Genomic DNA, 19299 nt, shown 5'->3' with positions numbered 1-19299 from the left:
GTTATGCCCTCGCCACGCTCACGCGAACAACTGTTCAAGATCCACAACACCACCGTCCGCCTCGAATTCGGCCCGCACCTGAACCCGAAGCTCCTCCGAGACCAGGTACTCCTCGGCCGTGTGGGCTAGGGTAATTGCCGAGTCGATAACCGCCCGGTCCGCCTCGGCGCTCACTGCCTTGTTCGCAAAATCCTGCGTGTGGATCCCCGCACCCGTCGCGATTCCCACCATGGGATGAATTGACGGCACCCGAACGCTCACGTTCCCCAGGTCTGTGGAGCCGGTGCTGGCATCCTCGCGCGGATCATCCCGGTGTACGGTACGCCCCCGTGCACCAAGATGTGAAATAAATCGCTCACCCAGAGCCCGATTAAAGCGCACCGGCACACAGGGAGGATTGGCATCCCAGCGCACCTCCGCCGCAGTGTTCGACATCGCGGCGGCCCCGTCGACAATCTGCTGCACCCGACGTGAGATGTCGGCCAACCGCTCAAGGCTGGCCGAACGAACATAAAAGTGAGCCGATGCGTGGGCCGGGATCACGTTGGGACTCTCGCCCCCGTGGGTGATAATCCCGTGTACCCGATCGCTCGGAAGAATGTGTTGACGCAGCGCAGCCACCCCCTGATAGGCGGCCACCACACCGTCGAGAGCGTTAAGCGCCAGGTGGGGAACCGCAGACGCGTGGGCCGAACGCCCGCGGAAGGTTACCTCTACCTCGCGCAACCCCAAAAAGGCGGTCTCGGTAATATCCGGGCCGCCGTGGGGGTGAATCATCAGCGCCGCATCGACCCCGTTAAAGGCACCCGCCCGCGCCATAATTTCTTTCCCGGTGCCGTTTTCTTCGGCCGGGGTTCCCAGCAAAACGGCCGTGCCGCCGATCTCCCGGATTCGTGAGGCGAGGGCCACAAAAGCCCCCACGGAGGCGGCGCAGATCACGTTGTGTCCACACGCGTGGCCGATGTCGGGAAGCGCGTCGTACTCCGCGAGAAAAGCCACCACGGGACCGCCCTCACCCACCCGCGCCTCGAGTGAGGTGGCCAGACCGTATCCGCCGATTGTCGAGTCGATCCCGTGCTGCGCCAGGTAGTCGGCTACTCGCCGCACCGCCCGGTGCTCCTCAAACCCTATTTCCGGTTCGGCGTGGATGCTGTGACTCAGTTGTAGCAGCGCCGCGCGCTGCTCCTCGACAGCCTCCTCAACGGTATGAGACACTAAAGGCTCCTCTCCTGCGCACCCGCGGTGGCCTTATCGCCAAAACTAAGATACCCCGGGCCGCGCTTGAACAGCACGCAGAGGAGGCTCACCGCACCCATGCCCGCAAAAAATAGGGCGACCGTGCTCCATCCACCGCCGTCCTGTATCGATAGGAACTGTGCCACCATCGGGGTGAGGCCACCGCCGATTACCCCGGATATTTGGTAGGCGAGCGAGAGCCCGGTCTGCCGCACCTCGGCCGGGAACCAGCCAGACACCAGGGTGCCGATGGGGGCGTAGGCGATGGTACTCACAAACATTCCGAGGCTCATCGCGGCAAAAAGACCCCACGAGGTTCCCAAATCGAGCAGCATAAACATTGGCCAGGCCACCGCCAGGTGCAGCGCCAACCCCAGGATGGTTATCCGGCGCACCCCGTACATATCGGCCACAATGGCCACGATCGGGGTAAAGACAATCGAAACGGTGGAGGCCACCATGCCGGCGTTGGCAATGTCTCCGGCGGAGAGTTGCAGTTGATCCGCCGAGTAGGCAGAGATGAAGTTCACGATGATGTAGAAGCCCGCGATGGTCACGAGGAACCCTCCGATCGCGAGCAGCAGCACATCCCAGGAGCTGCGCAGCACCTCAAAGAGCGGGAGGTTTGCGACACGCGCCTTCTTCTCGGTTTCCCTCTGTACAGCCTGATACTCCGTGGTTTCCTCAAGCTGATAGCGGATGTACAGTCCCGTGAGGATGAGCACGGCGGAGGCGAGGAACGGCAGTCGCCAGGCCCACTCCAGCACGGCTTCGTCCCCCAGAAGGGCGATAAGACTAAAAGCGCCGGAGGACATGAAAAACCCGAGGCCGCTTCCCATCTGGGTGAAGGAGCCGAAGAGCGCCCGCCAACGCCTCGGCGCGCTCTCCACCGCAAAGAGCAGCGCTCCGCCCCACTCACCACCCACCGCAAGCGACTGCATAATGCGGATAAGAAGCAGAATCATGGGCGCGGCAGCCCCGATGACGGCGTAGCCCGGCAATAGGCCGATCGTTACTGTCATAAGCCCCATGAGCATGAGCGAGATAAAAAGGGACTTCTTTCGTCCGTGGCGATCCCCGATATGGCCAAAGATGGCCGCGCCGATGGGTCTTCCCAGAGATCCCACCGCGAGGGTGGCAAAGGAGGCCAGGATCGCGACCGGCGCATCGAGGGTGGGAAAGAAAACCGTGGGAAAGACAACAGCGGCAGCAAATCCGTAGATGCCGTAGTCGTACCACTCGACGCTCGTCCCAATAAGGGTAGCCGAGGCGACCTTCCATGGCTTGTTCACCCGAGTGCTTTGCGATGGTGTTGCGGGTGAGGGTGAAGACGGGTTGGTATCTACTGCTGTGCTCACGAGTGGCCCCTTTCAACCGTGCTACTCTGCATCGATCAGATATTTGGGTCTAACTTGACCCAAATTCATTGTGAAAAGATACCGCCGCATCCCGCCCACTGTCAAATGTGAACGTCTCATTTGCACGAACTTTCACACCCCGAACACGATCGCCGCAACACTTTCGTGCAATTTTTTTGCCTCTTTAACGCAGTCTCTACAGTCTTTTCGCGCTATCGTCGAAGATATGGATGATGTTAAACAGCCGCCCGCCCCACCCGGCACGCGCTCTCGGGAGTCATCCGCAACAACGGTCGCGGGCATCCTCCGCAAGCGCATCGCCCTGGGAGGCTTCACCCCGGGGGAGCGGCTCCCCACGGAACGCGAGCTTGCCGCGGCGCTCGACGTGAGCCGCAACACGGTGCGCGAGGCCATCCGCTCGCTCGCCGCCGAGGGCGTGGTGGAGACCACCCTGGGCCGAGGCGGCGGAAGCCGCGTGCTCGAACCCCCCACAGACCTCGCAAACGATCGCGCCTTCATCGCGGCCGAGTTCCGCGAAATGCTGCGAGACCACATGGAATACCGCAGAATCATTGAACCCGCCGCCGCCAGGCTCGCGGCTGAACGCGGCTCTACGGCCATCCGCAAGGCTATTGTGGACCTTCTCGACCAGGAGGTTCCGGACCTCAGCGCGTATCACCGGGTCGACACAAACTTTCACCTACTGATCGCCGAGGCCTCCGGCAACCCGGTTCTCCACCGGGCGGTTGCGGATGCCCGCACCGAACTTTTTCTCAGCGCCAACACCCTCTGGTTCCACTCCGATTGGCACAGCGTCTACGGCGAGCGCACGAGCCTCGCCGACGTTTTTCGCCTGGAGCACGCCTCTGTTGCCGCCGCCATCATGGCGGAGGACGGGGCCGCCGCAGAACGCTACATGCGCGGACACCTGAGCGAGTCGGAGGAGCAGTTTGGGCGCCTCCTCCTCGCGCTGGAGTCGTAGCCGCGTCACGGCTCCGCTTTCCGTGTCACCGCTCGCACCATCCGGCACCATCCGAACCCTCCCGGCACACGGCCAACGTGACAAGGAGTTTATGGGTCTGATAGAGTCCATTTACGCGATTGACGGATGACCCACACCCGGTCGCCCACACAAGGAAGTTGGTTGATGCACACTCTAGACCCGCGAATCAGCGACGCAGTTCTCTCTCACGTCCGCAATCGGCTCAGCCTTAATCCGACCCCCCTGGGGCGCACCGGTAACGCCAACGACATTACCGAGGCTCTCTCGGACCTGATCGGCCCCGAGGGTCGCGACGTGGAAAACGTTTTGTCCACGTGGGCCACGCACCTCGAGCCCACCGTGATCTCGTGCGACTCACCCCGCTTCCTCTCCTTCATCCCAGGGGCCCCGGCCAAAACCGCAGCCCTTTTTGACATGGTGCTCTCGGCCTCCTCGCTTCACGCGGTGTCGTGGCTTGAGGCCTCCGGCGCAATCGCCGCCGAAAACCAGGTGCTCCAGCTCCTCGCGACTAAGGCCGGACTCCCCGCGGGGGCCGGGGGTGCGTTTGTGAGCGGAGGCTCCGCCGGAAATATGTCGGCCCTGGCGGTGGCCCGCGACACGGGTGCCCGCCGCCGCGGTATCCCACACCACACCTGCCGGATCGCCGTGAGCGACCAGGTACACTCCTCGGTGGCCAACACCCTCAACCTACTGGGCATGACGGCCCTGGTTGTTCCCACCCCGGGCTACCGCCTCACCGCCGATGCGCTTCGCGCCGCCCTCGATGCCGACCCCAACCCGGAAACCGTGGTGGGAGTGGTGGCAACCGCCGGAACCACAAACGCCGGAATCATCGACGAACTCGACCAGATTGGCCTCCTCGCCGCGGAGCAAAACCTGTGGTTCCACATCGACGCGGCCTACGGCGGGGCGCTCCTACTCTCGGAAAACTTTCGGGACAGGCTGACGGGAATCGAACGGGCAGATTCCATAGTGATCGACCCGCACAAGTGGCTGTTCACCCCCTTCGACTGCGGGGCTCTCCTCTACCGAGAACCGCACCTTGCCCGCGCGGTGCACACGCAGGACGAATCCTATCTCGACGTCATCCACACCGGCTCGCCCACCGAATGGAACCCCAGCGACTACGCCTACCAGCTCACCCGGCGCCCCCGCGGACTCCCCCTGTGGTTCTCCCTCTCCGTTCACGGCACCCACGCCTACAGCGTGGCCATCGAGCGAGGAATCGAATTGGCGCAGTACGCCGCCCAGCGCATCCGGGAATCGCAGGAACTCGAACTGCTCTGGGAACCCGAGCTGTCGGTGGTGGTATTCCGCCGCGCGGGATGGAACGCCACCGACTATAACGAGTGGGCACAGCGGCTTCTTCAGCAGGGAACCGCGTTTATCAGCCCCAGCGCGTGGGATGGTGAAACCGTGGCCCGCCTCGCCTTCCTGCACCCCGACCTGTCATTTGCGGAGGTGGACGCGATCATCGACTCGATGCTTGCCGAGAATCCCCGGTCGTCAGGGGCGTCTGTGGCCGCTTCCTAGCGATTCGGTTCCGCGTCTCCGAAATGCTGGGACGTGTATCCGGATCCACGCCCCGGCACTCGGCCCCACGTCCTAGCGTTTTGGTCCGCGTCCCGGCCTCGGGTCTCAGCTTATTTTCTCGGGAAAGGCCTCTCCCGGCTGCCGAATCACGGCGCCCGTTTTGGCGTCCAATTGATACAGGTGACGAAACCTACGCTCAAGCGTTGTGTAGCCCAAACGACGCTCCGCCCGGATCCGCCACACACTCCACACGGCCAGGATGAGCAGCAGTGCCGCCCCCACAATAACAACAGCCAGGAACGCCTGAAGGGAAGACTCGTCCAAAAAGAAAAGAAGCACCCATACACCGTCAATCAGGATAAACGCCATCAGCAACAGCGCGACAACGTTTATTATCTGCATCCTCATTCTCGCGGAAACACCCTGTAATAACCGAGGGGGCTCCTGCACGGCAGCCTCTTCCATATTGACCAGAACTAGACACCTCCCATCACCACACACTCGTACACCTCAGGATAACTGTTACAGGATAAAGATCAGATCAACCCGGCAGCCACTCCCCGACAAACAGCTGAGAAATCTCGAGGAGCCCCTGGAGCCCTCTTCTATTGCAGCACACGCTGAGGGGTGAGCGTGATAAATTTTTCTCCGCGAGGAACAGGAGCAGCGTGGATCTGACGCCCGAGGTTGCGCAGTGGATTAACGGTGCTTCGTGAACGCCAACCATTTGCGTCCCACCTCAACCCCCCTACTTTACGTTTAGCCCCAGAGTAGATGCAAAATATTGAGGTTTTAATGGCTCAAAACGCGCTTTACTCACCAAGCACAACCCGCTTTTAGGGGAGGCTTGCCGCCACCCTATCCACAACTGCGGTGAGCCTCTCATAGCCGATACGAAAGAAGCCCAGGGTCTCATTGGATTGAAGTAACAGAACGACCCTGGTTTCAGGAACGGTGTTGATCCGCAGTTCAAGACCCAACGATTTACCGGAAATCGACCGTCCATACCCCAAACGAGCATCACGTATCTCAGAAAGCTTTAGAGCTACATACGGGAGCGCCCCCTGCCGGTTACCCCAGATCAGCACCTCCTCAACGGAAAAGCCCACAACCATAATTTCGTCTTCAAAAATACTAAAAAGCTTTTGTCCGCCCTTCGCCTCAAGATCGGGAAATAAACCAAACGACCTGCGCAAAAGAAATAGGTCACCAGAAAAACCACTGCGCTGAATCATACGCAGCTTCTTCCTAGGGCTGTAAGCAAGAACATACATCATAAGAATCACTACTGCGACCGCCAGGAGAAGACCGACGGAGAGGGGGCTGCCATTCTTTGAAAGCCAATCACCGAAAGACGCTGAAGAACCACCTGCGAGCCGTGACACAAGGGAAATAGCGCTCCACAGGGCAAACGGAATCAAAAGATACTGAAGCGTCCTGTGCCGATTGTACTCAGCTTGCCCCCGCTCCGAAAGAACAACTGTCCTCTTCAACACGAATCCCCTTTTGTTCCGTCCCGCACTCGCTGCTAACCCCGCACCCGAGCTTACTGGCACCAAGAACCGAAATCTCACTCATCCAACCCCAAGTTCAAACCCATACCGATAGAACTTATCCTCCTCAGGCTCGATAGGTGCCGGGCGATACGGAACCAAAAGTTTCTCCCGCTCAGCCTCATAAATCGCTACCGTTACCTCGTCCCCGCCAACAAGCCGTTCATAGAAATACGGATCACGAGCCCACTCAGGAAAACTTACCGTCGTGTACTTCTCGCCGTTGTAACCCACGTGATCACAAGAGACCCAATTCTCAGGAATTAGGTCATCCACCTCCACGAAGATCGCCCGAGGGTGCCATATCGGATAACTGCTACCAAAGTCATCCTCAATGTAGTACCACCATTCCCCACGTTGGTTAGTGATACCCATCGCCATATATTCCTTATTCAGAGTCAGGTGAAACCTGGTCTCTCCCATAGACTCACCCAGCTCGTCCACAAAAGATTCCGGAAGCTGACTCATATCAACAGCGATACACCTCAGTATTATTGCCATGTAAATTTACTCCATTATTCTCTCCAGTCGCTAAACGACGGAGTCCCTAAGCTCGAACCGGAGCAACCCCAGGCCTCAGCAGCTTAGTTACACACCATTCACATTCAAAGACCGGAACAACATCATTTCTCATCATCGCTCCTACACCAGTAGCCATTGGCAACTACTCTTTCCCTAAGAATAGTAACGCCCAAAATACACCAAATGCTCTGACTGGTTTATACACATAACATCAAGCTCAAAAATCTCTGTTCTCCCCGCTGCCTGGTAAGTGCAAACCCAGTCAGAGCGTTGACATCGCAGGATTTCACAGGCGTTTCTTGGCCGCTTTGGGAGAGTAAGGGCTTTTCGTAATATAGAAGAATTTTTGTCAGACGGGGCGGTTTCTTCGTCAGGTGGGTACTAAAAGGACCCGCCTACTTAAAGATGAGCGGGCTGGGGTGTCTCTCGGTTTTTGCCGCACATGTGCAACCACTTCAGCATACTGATTTTGATTCTTGCTTGTACAGGCAGCAGCGATATGTAAAGATGTCTTTACGCATATTTTTGTGCCATATCCCGTGAAGGACTCCGATGAAGCTCTGGATTAAGTATCTTTCTGTTGTTGTGATCGTAATGGTTGCATACGGTTTGCTACTGGGCTTGATAAATCTTCAACCAGTTCCACCACCCCCGTGGGTAAAATGGGTGTCTTATGGTATATGTTCTCTCGGACTTCTCATCGGAGTGCTGACGGTTAAGCGAGGGCACGAAAAGAAAAATTTTACGAGATCCGAATCGAGCATAGAAAACTTAATCGCAAATCGTGTGAGTGTTGCTGTATTCCGCGACTTGATTGTGGTGATCACGTTTTCCTTAGCGATCCTTCTGTTTTTTCCCGTGATTCCAGGATGGGCTCTTCCGGTGGCCTTGCTTCTTCTGATTCTGATCGACTACGGCGTGAGATACCGTCTGCTGGTGAGATCATATGGGGGAGAGCCGGATGAAGAATAACGTGAGGTCTCAGCGTTTAGCGAAAGGCTGGTCGCAGGCAACATTAGGGGAGCGGTGCGGTGTCTCACGACAGACCATTATCTCGATCGAAAATTGCAAACTCAATCCAAGCCTCCCGCTGGCTTTCATGCTTGCCAAAGTCTTGGATACCTCTGTAGAGGAGCTATTCTTACCATCCTGAATGGTTGTTTCTTTTTACGCCTAAAAACACCGTAAAAAGAAACAACCACTTCATGAGATAAAAGCGTTAGCTAGACGCAAGAAAAACGTCCGACAGTGGGGTTGAAAATATAGGATTTGAGTTGCTTGTTGTTCTTGCATTTTCCGGTGTTAGCCAGAAACACTCCGACAGCGGCCAGCAGGGCAGTGAGCGCTGTACATCCGACCCAGCCTACAGCGGGGATAGCGCATAGTGCTGCACCGACAACCCAGAAAGTACCCGCTGCAATGAAATCTTGATCGGTTTGGTTGAAGAGTATATAAGGCCCATTCTTGTCTTCTCCTACACCGAGACGAGGTGCTATAAGGCCGTCTCGTGGTGTGCCGACTGTAAATGCCACTGTGCGGCCTTCAACAGGAACTTGAAAAGTGTATTCAATGACTGTCGGTAGCGTTTTTGCCGTTCTCGAGAGATTGCTAGAAATCAGGCCATCGATAGCTACTTGCCAGTCTGTGGGCGAGATTTCTGTGTTGCTGATTGCAGAAAGCTCGGAGAGAGATACTCGTGACTGTTCCGGTATCAATTCCTGAGCCGATGCGGCCTGCGGAGTCGCTTTAAAGTGGCACCGATGAGAGAAAAGAGCGCGCCATAACCGATTACTGTATTTTTGAACGTCATTGTTTTGGACAAGCGAAGCGACATTGGTTTTCTTTCTAAATTATTGAAACTATATAATTGGCGATGTTAAAGCTAGCAGCATAACTAGTCTTTCTTCAATAGGAGACTCGCGTGAATTTTGATAACTATGAGTTGTTTTTTAAAGAGTTGAATAATACTTTGTTATGTTAATCTGGCGCGTACGAGGAAACGCCCAAAATACACCAAATGCTCTGACTGGCCACAACCCGAGCTTTGCAGCCTCTACCACCGCGCTCACGCTGCCCGTAGTGCTATTAGGAGCGGCCCGGGAACTTACGTAGGAAGCTCTAAGAATAATACCGACCAAAATATACTAGATTTTCGGACTCATTTACACACATAACATCAAGGTCAGCAATTTGCGTTCCGCCTTCTCCTTTATACGTGCAGAACCACTGATCCCGAACGTAAAAGCCATGCCCTTCCAAGTCGTCCCATACATTTTCAAGAACATAGTTTTTAGGTGCCCAGAGAGGAGACGGGCACTCTAACGCAGTGTCACAATTTGTAAAAACCTTCTTGCTCTCCAGTAGGCGATGAACAGTTTCAGGCTCGACTCGCATCAATACATGGCCAGCAGCATTGAACACTCCCCAAGAACCACCGCCCACAATCTCATACTGACCCAAACTTATTCCAGGCGCTAAGACCGCCGCAAGATACCGCCCAGAGTAACCGGATAACCACAAAGCAAAGATGCTGATCGAAAGAAAAACCACCAAAAAAATAATCCCGAAAAACTTCATCTTCCAAGAACTTAAAAATTTCCTGAATCTAACATGCCCCATCAAAAACACCCAGTAGCCTTCACCTCAAAAGAACGCGCAAGCCCCACTTGTTCCCCACATAAAGAGGAAGATACGGAACATTCGTCCACTTATCTGGATCAAAATTATATAAATAATACACAGTAAAACAATTCTGCGACGTTCTCGTTATCGTGTATGTACCAATAGCCATATGCATCGAAAGGTTATCTCCGAGAGGAGTGTACTGCTTCGCTTGACCAACTGCCAGATTTGCATAAACCCAATTATAAAAAGCCCTATCTCGCTTGAAGTAGCCCCAGTCTAAGTAGACGGTTGCGCCGCCACCAAAAAAGTAGTGGGACAACAACGCAAACGGAACACCCGTAGCTGCAGAACCACGCTCCTGACACCGCTGAAACTTCCCCGCACCCGCACAGTGAGTCTCAGCAACAAAGGCGTTATTACCCGATGGGCTCTTTGCCTGCGGTCTCGTAGAGGGCGTAGGTTTCGGTTTTACCTGCGGTTTACTCACGCTCGCCTGATACACCACCTGGTTCTTATACCCCTGCGTCACCGTCGGATTTACCGGACGGCTCGTACCCGCAGCCTCGTTACACTCATACGGCTTCCCGTTGATATAACACAGATACTTACCCGCCGGAGGTTTCGAGGGTTGACACGGACCATCACACTTTCCTAACGGCTTGAACCCTAACTCATCCGTCAACGTTGTTGGACTGTTAAGGACGTACCCATACCGGGCTACCGTTTGAGGCTCCATCAACAACCCACGCCAGGAATCCTGCGATAACCACACCCCCGCCATCGGATCATACGTCCTCGACAGATACATACTCAACCCGTAACCAGCATCAGTGGTCTCACCCGTGAAGTTCACAGCAGCATCCCACCCCACAGACTCGAAATCCTGAGAACCCCAATGCGAATAGTTTGCAAGCTCTGTCACAGAACCACCCACAACCTGAGCCACAGTGGATCCTACCCCGTCCAATAACGCCCACCTCGCGTCAATGTCCTCGCCCGCTTGTAACGCAAGGTTTCCCAACGCGTCTCGCACCAAAGCAGTCACACCCGAAACCGTATTAGAACGCTGCACCACCGACGTGCCCGACCAGGCACTCTCAGTCGTAACCGACCCATACCCGGTGACACTGGTTTGGGAGAGCTCCCGACCCAAACCATCATACGAATACTCTGTTGCCCGCTCCCCCGACACTATCCGGGAGAGCTGATCATTCACCCCGTACTCAAACACCATCCGGCCCCCAGCAGTGCCCTCTTGGGAAACACGGTTTCCGTTAGCGTCATACCCGTACACCACTGACGAAGACCCTTCCGTGCCGGTAGTGACAGAACGGGTAAGCTGCTGCGCCTGATTAAACAGAGATTTCGTAACCGTTTGACCCTTCGGGTCAGACACCCGAGCCGAGACCCGGTTTCCCGCAGGATCATAACCGTATGAGGATGTTATCCCCGTAGAAGAGACACCCTTCACAACCCGGTCTAACGCGTCGTAAGAGAACTCGTGCGATTCCGCCCGAGAACCAGGCAGTACTTCTAACGGTGCGGGACGCTTGGGAACCACACCTTCATCCGGCGCAGGAACACCACCACCAGGGCTCGCACCCGTTCCAGGACGAGGGTTCGCACCACTCACACCACCACCGCCCGTGGCGGCGTCTTCGTCCACGCTCTCGAGTTCTTCCGCCGGAGCACTATCCGAAAGCAACCCAATCGTACGGGTAGCCTGGGCCACGTTCCCGACCTCGTCATACGCGTAGTCAAACAGAATCGCCTCGCCCTGAGCAACCGGGCTCACAATCTCCGGAGTCGTGCGCCCCTGGAGATAGTCAGCGGTTTTGACACAGTGAATCCCTTGGGTCTTCGGAACCGTACGATTCCCCAGATACGAACTCGCCGGAAGACACGCAGCATCCGGGGCGCGCTGCACAAGCGGGGAATCCTCCACCGAAGCTGGCTGCTGCGCATCCGGATTAGGCAGAGGAGTCGTGTGACCTATCTGCACGGGACGATTATTCGCGTCATACACATACGTACTCGCCACACCAGTAGAGCGTAAGACCTGCTTCAGGTTACCTGCCGCATCCCACTCGTACGCGATATCACCCCACGGTGACGACTGCGCCACCGGGCGAGAAGCCGCATCGTAGGTATACCCAATGTCTTCACCCGCAGGCATCCGCAAAGACATCAACTCACTCGCAGCGTTATACGTATACGAAAGCTTAGAACCGTTCGGGTCAAGCTGCTCTGTGACCCGTCCGAGAGGATCGTATTTCCAACCGGTAACCCCTAACGGGTCGGTCATCGCGATGGGTTGACCTACAGCGTCGTATTCGAAGGTGACGTCTTGTCCGGGATACGCCACCCGGATCATATCCCCAGCCCTGTTATACGTGTACCGTTTCGTGTTGCCGTTCGCGTCGGTTTCCTGAGTAACCCGGCCCAGGTCATCGTAGGTGTAAACCCAGGACTTACCCAACGGGTTGGTTTCGCGAAGCAGTTGACCGTCCGGATCATACTCAAAAGACTTGGTATTTCCTGTGGGGTCGGTCATGGCGCTCATGAGGCCGTCCGGGGTCCACTCGTATCGGGTCGTCACGTTCACATCCGGCACGTCTGCTGCCGGGGCGATCTCGAGATAGCCCTCAATAACCTCGGTGAGTTGACCGGCCGGATCATACCCATACCGGGTGGTGTTCCCCCTGGCGTCGGTACGTGAAGTCTGGTTACCGGTTTTGTCATACCCGAACTCGGTACGGGCACCTAGCCCGTCCACGATCGCTGTGACCGCCCCGGTCGGGTCGTACTCGGTGGCTTTTGTGTTACCGTTCGCGTCGATTTCTGCGACCACTCGCCCCAGAGCGTCGTGCTCAAACACCGTTGCATGAGAGAGCGGATCGGCGGAGGATACGAGGTTCCCTACCGCGTCATACTCATAGGTGGTGATTCTCCCGATCTCGTCCGCGACCGACAACAGGTTCCCGGCCGGATCGTATTCAAACACGGTGGCACCGCCCAGAGGGTCTATCTGCCCGGTGAGATTCCCCACCGCGTCATATGTAAACTCCCAGGTACGTCCCGCCTCATCCGTGGACGAGATCACATTACCCGTCACATCATAGGTCAGTGTGGCTTCTTTCCCGTCCGGGTTCGTGGTCGATACCACCCGGTCCCGTAGGTCATAGGTCAGTTTCGTGGTGGTTTCCCTCTCGCCTGACCCGGTCGTCGTCGAGGTGACTCGTCCGACAGAGTCGTACTCCACCTTCGATACGGCACCGGTTGGGCCCGTGGTTACCGTGGGGCGACCGTTCTTGTCGTAGGTAAGCCGAGTCGTAGCCCCGGTGGGGGTGGTGGTTTCCACCACGTTTCCCACTTCGTCATACACCCGAGACCACTCGCCGCCGTTAGGATCAACCACCGTTTTGGGACGGTAGAGCTCATCCAACACAAACCGAGTTGTGGCACCGTTCGGGTCGGTGACCTGGGTCAGGTCATCCTCAGCGTTGTACTCGTACTCGGTGACTCCACCGTCCGCTGCGGTAACCGTCACCAGACGAAAGAGGTTATCCCACTCGTAGTTCGTCACCGCACCCACAGCATCGGTGGTGCGAATAAGGCGGTCAAGAACGTCATACTCATAACCGGTGACCGCACCCAACGCGTCGGTGGTTTGCACCAGGCGATCCCCCGCGTCCCACCGAAGCGTCGTCACACCGCCATTCGGGTCAGTCACCTGCGTGACCCGGTTGGCAAGGTCGTACGTATAGGAGGTAGTTGCACCCAACGGGTCAGTGACGGTGAGGACGTTTCCCCGACCGTCATTACGTCATCACGGTGGCATTCCCCGCCTCATCCACCAGGCGGGTCAGGTTTCCGAGGGCATCGTAATCGTTACGGGTCGTAGAACCATCCGGCAGATGGGTTCCCCGTACCAACCCCAACGGGTCAACATCGTAGGTTTCGGTGCGTAGCGCACCGCCCATGCCACCCGTGTCTGTCACGGACACCACATCCCCGGCGGGCGTGTAGGTGTAAGACACCACCGAACCATCGGGCAGGGTTTCGGTGGTCACGTTTCCACTGGTGTCGTAGGTGTACGCCCAGGTGTTTCCCACCTCGTCCGTATGCTTCGTGACCTGGTTACGATCATCATAGACGTAGGAGGAGCGTTTGCCCGCGGCGTTTGTCGTGCCGGTAATGCGCGATTTACTGTCGTAGTGGAAAAGCGTTTCGGTACCCTCGTTGTCCACATACGTGGTGGTGCCCGCCCCGGGGTCGTAGGAGAAGGTTCGCAGGTTATTGTCCGCGTCCCGCTGACGCACCACCCGGCCCTCACCATCAAACTCATTCCGCAGGTATGTCACTCCGGACGCGTCGGTCGCGGTGAGCATCTGGTGCGCACCGTCATAGCTAAACCCACGTACCCGACCATCCGGGTTCGTAATCGATACCAGATCCCCGGCACCGTTGTAGCCCAGCGACCAGGTACGACCGTCGGGGTGGGTGAACGAGGAGATACGACCTAAACCGTCACTGCCTACCGTCACGGTCTGACCGGAACCATCCGTGATACTGGCCAGGGGCACGAACCGGTGCACATCCGGGTTCCCAGCAGCGTAGGTGAGGGTGTAAGACTTTCCCTGCCGGTCGGTGTGCTGCACCAATTCGCCGATGCCCTCAATATCGGCGGCGTCAAACACCCATTTTTCGCCATCCACCGCGGTCAATGTGAGCTTTCCATCACCGTTCTCGGTCAGGGTTTGATACAGGCCACTCTCGCCAATGTATCCACCGACACCGTTGGAGGTGAACACAAACGAGGCACCATCGCCGCGCACAACCATCACGGATCCGTCATCAAAGCGTTGCGCCCGGGCACCCACGCCGAAGGACCATCCGGCACCCACCCGGCTTTCCCGCCCGTCCTGCGAGTTATAAATCAGGGTCAGGTCGAGTTCTTGTCCACCACTCCCGGTGAGGGTAAAGATGGGTTCGTCCTCGATCAGGTTACCGGTCGAGAACGACACCGGGTCTGCCCCATACATGAGATAGTTCTGATACCCCAGGTTTCGCCACTTCGCTTTTTCCGCATCACTCGGAGGGGCAGGCCACCCACCCGTCACCGGATCCGTGCAATCAAAACCGACCGATTCCAGGTACTTACCCGCACCTGTAAAGGCACCGTTCACGATGTGCTGGAACCCGTTATCAATCACGGGACGATCAAAGTTGTGATCAATATAGAGAGTTTCCAGATGAGCAACCGCACCCGGCAACCTATCAAACGCACTATTGGGGTAGTTCACTGAAGAGGTATGCAACGCTCGGCGGCTGGTGTAGGCGGGAAGGTTATCCACCATAAACGCGGCCACTGCCTGATCGTTCAGAGTCGCACCGCGGTGATAGACCTTTGATCCGCCCGAGGATTCAGTACCCCAGGGGCGTCCCTGGAACGCGTCAAACGCCAACGTGATTGTCAACGCCGGGTTCTGTGCGGCCGCGATCCCCGCACGAGTCGCGTGTGACACAAATCGCACCCCCGGATCCTCACGGGTAATCACCACGTTCGCCCGACAGCTATTCACAAACGCATCCCGCATACCCTGCGCGAGACGAATGTTCTGCGGAAGCTCCGTCATCGGACCGTTAGGGCCCTCCGTGTGACCCACATCATCATCCGGGTCCAGCACGATCACCGGACCCGGTGGGGGCACAAACTTCTCCCCGATCACGGCAAATTGAGAGAGGTGATCGATCTCACCCTTCACACTGTGCGTGTCCTTATCGAAATAGGACGGGATCACACTCCACGCCGCGCCTAGACCCTCCCGGGTATAAATCTTGAGTGACCCGGTATCCAGGTCTGTGATACGTTTTTTCTCCACCGGAATATCCAGGGAGATACCCGGGACGATACTCACTACCCGTTCGGGTTCATCCTCACTGTCGCGGCCCGTTTCCACCTCCGCGGGAAACGACGTCACCTGCTCGCCAGTATCCGTGGTCGCGCTGATATCGATCGGGTCAGTCACCACAACCCCACCGGTTTCTGACCGGGCCGTCCGGGCCGCCCGGTCGGGCAGGGACGACACCGTCACATCAAGTTCTTCTTCGATCTTAAACCCGGAGAAGGATACCGACGCGCCGCTGCGGGGTTCGCCAATGGTGGATTCTTTACCCGGGGTGATCTGACCTCGCGCGAGGGTGTCCACCACCTCGCCCGGCGCTTCTTCCCGCTCGGGGGCAATCTGGGCGCGGGCGGCAGCCTCACGCACCTCCCGAAGATTCTGCTCCGCCACGTACGCCTGCACCACCGCAGGACTTGCCAACGCGGGAGTAACACCCAGCTGAAGCGACAAGCCCAACACTGCCGAGCCCACCAGGGCGATCTTTCCTACCCGAGCAAAACCGTGCCTCACTCGCCTGAGGCCGAAGGGCAGAGTTATCCGCCGCAGCAGGGAATCACGCGTCAAAGAAGCACGCATCGTACACTTACCCCCGGGGCCGGTCTCTGCACCCTGTCCCACCACACCCTGCTCCGTACGCTTACCCCCGGGGTTCACATGTGCTCCGCCCCGGGTATGCCGCGCCCGGTTCACAGCGAGAGGCTTTCCACACTCGCCGCGGCGGCTTTGCGCTTACGACGAATCTGCAGCGTCACACCCAGTGCCACAAACAACAGCGCAAGCAGAACGATCAACCCCCAAAACACACCCGTCAGGGCGAGGCTCCCGCCGGGAACCACCACACACGCGGCAAGTTCATCGGCGTCGGAGATACCGTTTGCGTTGTAGTCTTCTGCTCCGGTGGCGCAGCTACGGTCTCCGCAGATCACAAACTCGATCCAGTCACCAATGCCGTCACCGTCCGCGTCTTCTTTACCCTTCGCACACGTGTTATTGCCACAGGTGAGTTTCTCCGCAAAATCGGGGATACCGTCTTTGTCCGTATCGGCTGTCGCAGAGGCACACGTCGCGTTGCCGCAGGCCATGATCTCCACCCAGTCAGCGATACCGTCCGCATCCGCGTCTTCCTCGCCCGTGGCACACGCTAACGAGCCACACACAGCCAGTTCAACCGTGTCAGGAATCCGGTCATTATCGATATCGCTCACACCCGATTCCGCCGCAATAACCGCGGTACTGCTGGTGAGGAGCATCCCCGACGCGATAAAAACAGCAGCAGCAAACCGAAGCACAAACTTCATCGGGGGTACTCCTCAAAAGGATCGGGGGGCATTAAAAGATCAGATGCGTTCACACTGAAGTGACGCACATCTGATCCCCTGGAGATGTTACGTTAGTGACGCTAGCACATATCAAACACACTGATTGAACACATTACATAACGACACGAAACCTTTTTCCTATTTTTATGCGTAAACACTCGATAAAACCACCCAAAAGAAAACCACAAAATTGTTTCGTAACTTATTCATCAACAGGGTTTGGATGCGGAACCCCCTCCCGCGCATCGGGCAGATTCCTATTGTCAAAACGGTGAGAATACATCAGTGATTGGTGTCATTGTGCTTAAGTCATAAATACTTATGCAATTGAAAATCTTTCTGAGGGTGAGCCTATTTATTTGAGAAGACGGGAAAAATTACTCATCAAATCATTCACTGGTACCGCATGAGTAAGGTGGGGCGCGTGTGCCGCCCCGGAGATAAGGTGTGCTCCCTCAGCGCCAAGTAACGCATTAGCTAAAGCTTTTGTGCGATCCTCTGTTATTGCTTGATCGTCTGTACCCGCGATGACCAGTGCCGGAGCCGTAATTTCCGGAAGGCGTTCTGAAAGGTCATCGCGATTGAGGAGGCAATCAATTGCGGGCTGAAGATCTCTTGCTGAGATACTTTTCCAGGATTGCGGCCATGTGCCCCAGTATTCGGGGCGCCCCAAGAGTTGCGTTGCCAGTCCGTCTAAGACAGCATCAGGGGGCCCATCACTAGTTGACCAATGGGAAAAGAGGTTAACGTACATTTCTTTAACCTCGGGCTCCAACGCTGATGGTTCTGAGCCGATTAAGATCAGCCCCGCTACCGTTTCAGGGTGAAGTAGGGCTGCGCGGAGAGCAATAAATCCGCCTTGCGAATGCCCTACCCAAATCGCTCTCTTAATGTTCAAACTCTCTAAGAGCTCCACGACATATTGAGCTTGGTCCCAAAAGGTGTACCCGAGCTGGCCGGGTTCAGAATCTCCATGCCCGAAGGCATCTATGCTGATAACACGATGTTCATGCGAAAATGCTTCGGCTTGGGGTGCGAATATTGTGTGATTCATGAAGAAACCATGGAGGCAAACGAGAGGTAAGTTTGCTCCATCTCGCTCCCCCGAGTCGTAGTAGGCAAGAGTTCCATGGGGCGTGTTGTAATAGTGCATGTTACCTGTTCCGAAGTAGTTGAGAAATAGTAGGGCAAGTTGTGGCTAACGTCTTGAAGGTTGTTGAACGCTCGAACAATGGTCTACCGGCGAGGAAACGCCTGAGAAAAATCACGTCAAGAGGCCTCCGTGGCTAGGAATAATAACAAGCCTTTTTCCGAGGGATGCGGAAAAAGACGAACGTTGAGAATACGGGAACCATTGAGAAGCATCACTGGTGAAGATCGATCAGTGACGATTCCGGTTTTGGAGTACATTTTCATAAAGGTCTCGTTTTGAGAGAGCCTTTCAAAAAGAGCGAGGAGGCGAGGGTTGTTTGGAGTGAGTGCAGTTCTACTCCGAAGCCAAGAGACGGTTAGTTCAGCTTCAAGTTCCCATTCCATCATGACATCTTGTGATGATTCTTCCTCGAAAAACCACAGTAAAATATTGCCAATTCCTGCAAGGCCAGGAAAGGAATCGCGGTAGGAAGCGTTAGAGACGAGAACGTCCCAATATTCATTGACAAGCCCGGCAAGAGACGGATTAAGCTGGTCGATGTAGGCTTGTTCTCTCCTATCAAAAATTGGAAGTGTGTTCCCTTCTGGCTCGGGAAGTTTTATTTCAGCAAGGGTGTAAGCGTGAGCTATTTCTTCTGGGGTGAGTGAGAGTGCGCAAAATATCTGAGCGAACTTTTGTCTCGAGGGGCGCTTCCTGACGTTTGGAGTATTGTTCTCAAGGAGATTTATGTAAGGCGCGCTTACATTCGAAAGAACAGCAAGCTTTTTTTGCGAAAGAACATCGTTGTCAATATTTCTGCGCAGACGCGCACAACGCAAAAAGTCAGCGAGAGTTGGTGCGGCAAGAATTGGTGTAGCTGCTGTCACAAGCCTGATCGTACCGTCATTCTAATTGTGGGTAAACACAAAGCAGACAATTTACTAGTAAATTTGAAAGTTTACTAGTAAATTATATTGACTCATTCATTATGTATCCTCTAGTCTCAGGTTCAATATCTCTATCTTTATCAGCCTAACTTTTTGGTCTACTGAGATGAAGTGAGCAAGAATCATGCTGACGTGACACGCGTAAGGATAAGTGGTTTAAAT

16 protein-coding genes and 1 pseudogene are annotated in these 19299 nt (G+C 56.1%); 4 read left to right on the top strand and 13 right to left on the bottom strand.

Annotated elements, in window-relative coordinates; translation table 11 throughout:
• Nucleotides 1-18: 18 nt before the first annotated feature.
• Nucleotides 19-1215, bottom strand: coding sequence for a M20 family metallopeptidase (locus FrondiHNR_RS00510; protein ID WP_279353304.1), 1197 nt, complete (start codon nucleotides 1213-1215; stop codon nucleotides 19-21).
• Nucleotides 1215-2594, bottom strand: a complete 1380-nt coding sequence (locus tag FrondiHNR_RS00505; protein WP_279353303.1) for an MFS transporter — start codon at nucleotides 2592-2594, stop codon at nucleotides 1215-1217. The genes FrondiHNR_RS00510 and FrondiHNR_RS00505 overlap by 1 nt, the downstream gene beginning before the upstream one ends.
• A gap of 226 nt (nucleotides 2595-2820) precedes the next feature.
• On the opposite strand from FrondiHNR_RS00505, the gene FrondiHNR_RS00500 reads away from it, so the two are divergent.
• Nucleotides 2821-3576: a GntR family transcriptional regulator gene (locus tag FrondiHNR_RS00500; protein WP_279353302.1), complete on the top strand. Its 756-nt coding sequence runs from the start codon at nucleotides 2821-2823 to the stop codon at nucleotides 3574-3576.
• Nucleotides 3577-3741: 165 nt separating this feature from the next.
• Entirely contained in the window at nucleotides 3742-5130 is a 1389-nt protein-coding gene (locus FrondiHNR_RS00495; protein WP_279353301.1) for an aminotransferase class I/II-fold pyridoxal phosphate-dependent enzyme, read from the top strand.
• Between the two features lie 105 nt (nucleotides 5131-5235).
• Here the strand turns inward: FrondiHNR_RS00495 and FrondiHNR_RS00490 are convergent, their stop codons facing one another.
• The 3 genes from FrondiHNR_RS00490 to FrondiHNR_RS00480 all read right to left on the bottom strand — a co-directional run bounded on the left by FrondiHNR_RS00490 (nucleotide 5236) and on the right by FrondiHNR_RS00480 (nucleotide 7184).
• Nucleotides 5236-5532 (bottom strand): hypothetical protein, encoded by a 297-nt coding sequence (locus tag FrondiHNR_RS00490; RefSeq protein ID WP_279353300.1) that lies wholly within the window; start codon nucleotides 5530-5532, stop codon nucleotides 5236-5238.
• Nucleotides 5533-5966: 434 nt separating this feature from the next.
• Nucleotides 5967-6626, bottom strand: a complete 660-nt coding sequence (locus FrondiHNR_RS00485; RefSeq protein ID WP_279353299.1) for a hypothetical protein — start codon at nucleotides 6624-6626, stop codon at nucleotides 5967-5969.
• A 78-nt stretch (nucleotides 6627-6704) separates the two neighbouring features.
• Nucleotides 6705-7184 (bottom strand): hypothetical protein, encoded by a 480-nt coding sequence (locus tag FrondiHNR_RS00480; RefSeq protein WP_279353298.1) that lies wholly within the window; start codon nucleotides 7182-7184, stop codon nucleotides 6705-6707.
• Nucleotides 7185-7757: 573 nt separating this feature from the next.
• Here FrondiHNR_RS00480 and FrondiHNR_RS00475 point away from each other — a divergent pair.
• Nucleotides 7758-8177: a hypothetical protein gene (locus FrondiHNR_RS00475; protein WP_279353297.1), complete on the top strand. Its 420-nt coding sequence runs from the start codon at nucleotides 7758-7760 to the stop codon at nucleotides 8175-8177.
• Nucleotides 8152-8358 (top strand): helix-turn-helix transcriptional regulator, encoded by a 207-nt coding sequence (locus FrondiHNR_RS00470; protein ID WP_347567110.1) that lies wholly within the window; start codon nucleotides 8152-8154, stop codon nucleotides 8356-8358. The genes FrondiHNR_RS00475 and FrondiHNR_RS00470 overlap by 26 nt, the downstream gene beginning before the upstream one ends.
• Before the next feature lie 70 nt (nucleotides 8359-8428).
• On the opposite strand, the gene FrondiHNR_RS00465 is transcribed toward FrondiHNR_RS00470, so the two are convergent.
• The 8 genes and pseudogenes from FrondiHNR_RS00465 to FrondiHNR_RS00430 all read right to left on the bottom strand — a co-directional run bounded on the left by FrondiHNR_RS00465 (nucleotide 8429) and on the right by FrondiHNR_RS00430 (nucleotide 19077).
• On the bottom strand, nucleotides 8429-8920 hold the full coding sequence (locus FrondiHNR_RS00465; protein ID WP_279353295.1) for a hypothetical protein: 492 nt from the start codon (nucleotides 8918-8920) through the stop codon (nucleotides 8429-8431).
• 403 nt (nucleotides 8921-9323) lie between these two features.
• Nucleotides 9324-9782, bottom strand: a complete 459-nt coding sequence (locus FrondiHNR_RS00460) for a hypothetical protein (protein ID WP_279353294.1) — start codon at nucleotides 9780-9782, stop codon at nucleotides 9324-9326.
• Nucleotides 9783-9843: 61 nt separating this feature from the next.
• Entirely contained in the window at nucleotides 9844-12834 is a 2991-nt protein-coding gene (locus FrondiHNR_RS13110) for an RHS repeat-associated core domain-containing protein (RefSeq protein ID WP_347567139.1), read from the bottom strand.
• A gap of 9 nt (nucleotides 12835-12843) precedes the next feature.
• A pseudogene (locus tag FrondiHNR_RS13105) lies at nucleotides 12844-13638 on the bottom strand (hypothetical protein); the annotation flags it as partial.
• Between the two features lie 13 nt (nucleotides 13639-13651).
• The gene (locus FrondiHNR_RS00445; protein ID WP_279353293.1) at nucleotides 13652-16429 is read right to left on the bottom strand and encodes a DUF6531 domain-containing protein; all 2778 of its coding nucleotides are present in this window, start codon (nucleotides 16427-16429) and stop codon (nucleotides 13652-13654) included.
• Nucleotides 16426-17037 carry a hypothetical protein gene (locus tag FrondiHNR_RS00440; protein WP_279353292.1) on the bottom strand — a complete coding sequence of 204 codons (612 nt, stop codon included), beginning with the start codon at nucleotides 17035-17037 and terminating at the stop codon, nucleotides 16426-16428. The genes FrondiHNR_RS00445 and FrondiHNR_RS00440 overlap by 4 nt, the downstream gene beginning before the upstream one ends.
• A gap of 376 nt (nucleotides 17038-17413) precedes the next feature.
• Nucleotides 17414-18211, bottom strand: a complete 798-nt coding sequence (locus FrondiHNR_RS00435; protein WP_279353291.1) for an alpha/beta hydrolase — start codon at nucleotides 18209-18211, stop codon at nucleotides 17414-17416.
• A 116-nt stretch (nucleotides 18212-18327) separates the two neighbouring features.
• Nucleotides 18328-19077 (bottom strand): helix-turn-helix domain-containing protein, encoded by a 750-nt coding sequence (locus FrondiHNR_RS00430; protein ID WP_279353290.1) that lies wholly within the window; start codon nucleotides 19075-19077, stop codon nucleotides 18328-18330.
• Nucleotides 19078-19299 lie beyond the last annotated feature (222 nt).

The organism is Lysinibacter sp. HNR (genome assembly GCF_029760935.1).
In the GTDB taxonomy this organism is placed as follows: domain Bacteria; phylum Actinomycetota; class Actinomycetes; order Actinomycetales; family Microbacteriaceae; genus HNR.
The sequence above is the reverse complement of the archived record's forward strand: the minus strand, read 5'-3'. Positions and strand labels throughout refer to the sequence as shown.

What these genes read in the sequence shown, in the direction of transcription:
- FrondiHNR_RS00500 (WP_279353302.1), top strand. Translation starts at nt 2,821, where the DNA reads ATGGATGATGTTAAACAGCCGCCCGCCCCACCCGGCACGCGCTCTCGG.
- FrondiHNR_RS00495 (WP_279353301.1), top strand. Translation starts at nt 3,742, where the DNA reads ATGCACACTCTAGACCCGCGAATCAGCGACGCAGTTCTCTCTCACGTC.
- FrondiHNR_RS00490 (WP_279353300.1), bottom strand. Translation starts at nt 5,532, where the DNA reads ATGCAGATAATAAACGTTGTCGCGCTGTTGCTGATGGCGTTTATCCTG.
- FrondiHNR_RS00480 (WP_279353298.1), bottom strand. Translation starts at nt 7,184, where the DNA reads ATGGCAATAATACTGAGGTGTATCGCTGTTGATATGAGTCAGCTTCCG.
- FrondiHNR_RS00475 (WP_279353297.1), top strand. Translation starts at nt 7,758, where the DNA reads ATGAAGCTCTGGATTAAGTATCTTTCTGTTGTTGTGATCGTAATGGTT.
- FrondiHNR_RS00470 (WP_347567110.1), top strand. Translation starts at nt 8,152, where the DNA reads ATGGGGGAGAGCCGGATGAAGAATAACGTGAGGTCTCAGCGTTTAGCG.
- FrondiHNR_RS00460 (WP_279353294.1), bottom strand. Translation starts at nt 9,782, where the DNA reads ATGAAGTTTTTCGGGATTATTTTTTTGGTGGTTTTTCTTTCGATCAGC.
- FrondiHNR_RS00440 (WP_279353292.1), bottom strand. Translation starts at nt 17,037, where the DNA reads ATGAAGTTTGTGCTTCGGTTTGCTGCTGCTGTTTTTATCGCGTCGGGG.
- FrondiHNR_RS00435 (WP_279353291.1), bottom strand. Translation starts at nt 18,211, where the DNA reads ATGCACTATTACAACACGCCCCATGGAACTCTTGCCTACTACGACTCG.